Source organism: Novosphingobium sp. 11B (genome assembly GCF_054589055.1).
The window spans coordinates 1,643-4,776 of record NZ_BAAILP010000276.1; the positions used below are offsets into that span (position 1 = coordinate 1,643).

The window sequence follows — 3,134 nt, forward strand, 5'->3', positions numbered from 1 at the left end:
GGATCACTGCGAGGCAGTACGGATTGCGCTGGCCTTCGCCGTCCCAGTACTCCTGGTGGTAATCCTCGGCCGGATACCAGGGGGCTGGGCCTTCGATCGTGGTGACCGCCTTCTCGCCCGAATGCTCCGCGTCCCAGCGGGCGATCGCGGCAGGAGCCTCTGCGGCCTGCGCATCGTCCAGCGGAAAGATCGCCGAGCGGTACTGCGTGCCGATGTCGTTGCCCTGGCGGTTCAGCTGCGTCGGATCGTGCGTGCCGAGGAACACGTCGAGCATTTCGGCATAGGAGATCACCGCAGGATCGTACGTGACCCTGATCGCCTCCGCATGCCCGGTCTCGCCCGAGCAGACTGCCTTGTAGGTGGGGTTCTCCACCGCGCCGCCGATATAGCCGCTTTCCACGGTGCTTACGCCCACAACGTCGCGGAATACCGCTTCGGTGCACCAGAAGCACCCGCCAGCTACGATTGCCGTTTCCATCTTCGTCACATGTCCTCAAGTCGAAAGGATTGGCAGGTAGATAGGTACGCGGTGTCCGCTTGTCATTGGCCTGTTGTCGGCTAGTCTCGGCGCCGCTTCAAATCCACGTGGAGAGAACCCGATGCGCCGCGCCCTGCTGACCCTGTCCTCGCTTCTCGGCCTCGTCGCCGCTCCGCTCTCCGTCCAGGCTGCCGAGAAGAAAGCCCCGGTCGAAGCCTGCAAGGGCTGCGAGGCGCTGCTCGAACTCGCCGCCGCCAGCCCGCTGCGCAAGGACGACCGTGCCCGCGACGCCGCGCGCCATCCGGTCGAGACGCTGTCGTTCTTCCGCGTCGGCCCGCAGATGAAGGTCGGCGAATATGCGCCGGGCGGGGAGTGGTACTCGCGCTTCCTCGGCCTGTACCTCGGCCAGCAGGGGCATCTGGTGGGCCTCTACTTCGACCCTACCAGCGGGGCCTTCAAAGCGGACAGGCAGGACGGCATTCGCAAGGCCGCCGCCCAGTACCCTGCCGATGTCGCCAAGTTCACCGGCATGTCGGCGGACAAGTTCGCCGCCTATACCCTCGACGCGGTGCCGGAGGCCGAGAAGGGCACCTTCGACGTCATCGTCATCCCGCGCATGATGCACAACCTGTTCAACTGGAACATCGCCGACAGCGAGATCAAGGCGATGCGCGGGTTGCTCAAGCCCGGCGGTCTCGTCGGCATCGAGCAGCACCGCGCCAAGGCCGACGCGCCTTATTCCTACACGGACGGTTCGAAGGGCTACCTGCGCGAGGCGGACGTGATCCGCTTCATGGAAGTGAACGGCTTCGACCTCGTCGGCAAGTCGGAGATCAGCGCCAACCCCAAGGATACCGCGAACTGGCCCGACGGCGTCTGGACGCTGCCGCCGACTTACGCGCTCAAGGAGCAGGACAAGGCGAAGTACCAGGCCATCGGCGAGAGCGACCGCATGACCCTGCTGTTTCGCAAGCGTGACTGATACGGCCAACTCTGGACTTCATGCGGTCCAGTCCATAACTGGGGCCGCATGACCCGCCAGATCCCCTCCCGTCAGCTGACTGTCGCCGCCCTGCAGCTCGCCCTCGGTTCCGCCGACGAGGCCGAGAACATCGCCGCCGTCTCCGCATTGGTGGAGGAAGCGGCCGGGAAGGGCGCGCAGGTCGTGCTGCCGCCTGAACTGTTCTCCGGCCCCTATTTCTGCAAGACCGAGGACGAGGCGCTGTTCGCGCTTGCCCGCCCGACGCTGGAGCATCCCTCGGTCATCGCCATGAAGGCGCTGGCGGCGAAGCTGAAGGTCGCGATCCCGACCAGCTTCTTCGAGCGTGACGGGCATCACTATTACAACACCCTCGCCATGATCGGCGCCGACGGCGAGATCATGGGCACGTACCGCAAGAGCCACATCCCTGACGGTCCGGGCTACGAGGAAAAGTACTACTTCCGCCCTGGCAACGACGGTTTCAAGGTCTGGGACCTGTTCGGAACCCGCATCGGCGTGGGCGTGTGCTGGGACCAGTGGTATCCCGAATGCGCGCGCGTCATGGCGTTGATGGGCGCGGAACTGCTGTTCTATCCCACCGCGATCGGTTCGGAGCCCTACGACGCCACGCTCGACACCAGCCGCATGTGGCGCCGAGCGATGGTGGGGCATTCGGTGTCCAACTGCATGCCGGTGATCGCCGCCAACCGCATCGGCGCCGAAACCGAGTGCGGCAGCGCGCAGACGTTCTACGGCCATTCGTTCATCACCGACGAATGGGGCGACTTTATCGCCGAATTCGGGCGCGAGGAAACCGGCGTCCTCGTTTCAACGCTGGACCTCGACCGCGCGGCGACGCATCGTGCGGGCATGGGCTTCTTCCGCGATCGGCGGCCGCAGCTTTATACGCGCGTTGCCCAGGATATCTGAGCGCCGCACATCTGATCGAAGAGGGGGGCGTCAATGGGCAAGCATCGCTATCTTGTGGCGCTGGGGTCCAACATGCGCCACCACCGCCACGGGTGCCCGCGCAAGGTGCTGGGCGCCGCGCTGAAGGCGCTCGACCACGGCAAGCTGGAACTGCTCGCGGCCTCTCCGGTGATCGAGAGCGCGCCGCTCGGCCCCTCGCGCCGCCGCTATGCCAATGCCGTGGCGCTGGTGCGCTCCAAGCGCGAGCCGGACGAACTTCTCCACAAGCTGCAGAAGATCGAGCACAAGTTCGGCCGCCGCCGCATGGGCAAGCCCTGGGGCGCGCGGGTGCTCGACCTCGACATCGTGCTGTGGAACGGCGGTGCGTACGCCGCCGACGACCTCGTGATTCCCCATCCGGCCTTTCGCGAGCGGCGCTTCGTGCTCGACCCGGCGGCGAAGATCGCAGGTCGCTGGCGCGATCCCTTGACGGGCTTCAGCATCGGACAGTTGCGTGCCCGCTTGACCAAGCCGCGCATGGCCCCTAGGTGACCCCGACCGTCACGGTACGCTTCAGTGGGGGCCCGTAGCTCAGTAGGTAGAGCAGCTGACTTTTAATCAGCGGGTCACAGGTTCGAATCCTGTCGGGCTCACCATCTTTCGCGCATCGTGACATGAAAAAGGCCCCGCAGGTTCCGCCTGCGGGGCCTTTTTGCGTTCCCGCACCCGTCATCCCCGCCTTCGCGGGGATGACCAGGGGTATTT

At 65.6% G+C, this 3,134-nt stretch carries 4 protein-coding genes and 1 tRNA gene; 4 read left to right on the forward strand and 1 reads right to left on the reverse strand.

Features of this window, described 5'->3' with window-relative positions; translation table 11 throughout:
- On the reverse strand, window positions 1–478 hold a 478-nt coding region (msrA, locus tag ACYPYD_RS23845; protein WP_459665917.1), incomplete at its 3' end, for a peptide-methionine (S)-S-oxide reductase MsrA.
- Window positions 479–599: 121 nt separating this feature from the next.
- Between msrA and ACYPYD_RS23850 the strand changes: the two genes are divergently transcribed.
- The 4 genes from ACYPYD_RS23850 to ACYPYD_RS23865 all read left to right on the forward strand — a co-directional run bounded on the left by ACYPYD_RS23850 (window position 600) and on the right by ACYPYD_RS23865 (window position 3,025).
- The gene (locus tag ACYPYD_RS23850) at window positions 600–1,460 is read left to right on the forward strand and encodes a class I SAM-dependent methyltransferase (protein WP_271181132.1); all 861 of its coding nucleotides are present in this window, start codon (window positions 600–602) and stop codon (window positions 1,458–1,460) included.
- A gap of 48 nt (window positions 1,461–1,508) precedes the next feature.
- Window positions 1,509–2,390: an N-carbamoylputrescine amidase gene (gene aguB / locus ACYPYD_RS23855; protein WP_459665919.1), complete on the forward strand. Its 882-nt coding sequence runs from the start codon at window positions 1,509–1,511 to the stop codon at window positions 2,388–2,390.
- 33 nt (window positions 2,391–2,423) lie between these two features.
- On the forward strand, window positions 2,424–2,921 hold the full coding sequence (gene folK / locus ACYPYD_RS23860; protein ID WP_459665920.1) for a 2-amino-4-hydroxy-6-hydroxymethyldihydropteridine diphosphokinase: 498 nt from the start codon (window positions 2,424–2,426) through the stop codon (window positions 2,919–2,921).
- Window positions 2,922–2,949: 28 nt separating this feature from the next.
- Window positions 2,950–3,025 (forward strand) — tRNA-Lys (locus tag ACYPYD_RS23865).
- The last annotated feature ends 109 nt before the right edge of the window (window positions 3,026–3,134 follow it).

What these genes read in the sequence shown, in the direction of transcription:
- ACYPYD_RS23850 (WP_271181132.1), top strand. Translation starts at nt 600, where the DNA reads ATGCGCCGCGCCCTGCTGACCCTGTCCTCGCTTCTCGGCCTCGTCGCC.
- aguB (WP_459665919.1), top strand. Translation starts at nt 1,509, where the DNA reads ATGACCCGCCAGATCCCCTCCCGTCAGCTGACTGTCGCCGCCCTGCAG.
- folK (WP_459665920.1), top strand. Translation starts at nt 2,424, where the DNA reads ATGGGCAAGCATCGCTATCTTGTGGCGCTGGGGTCCAACATGCGCCAC.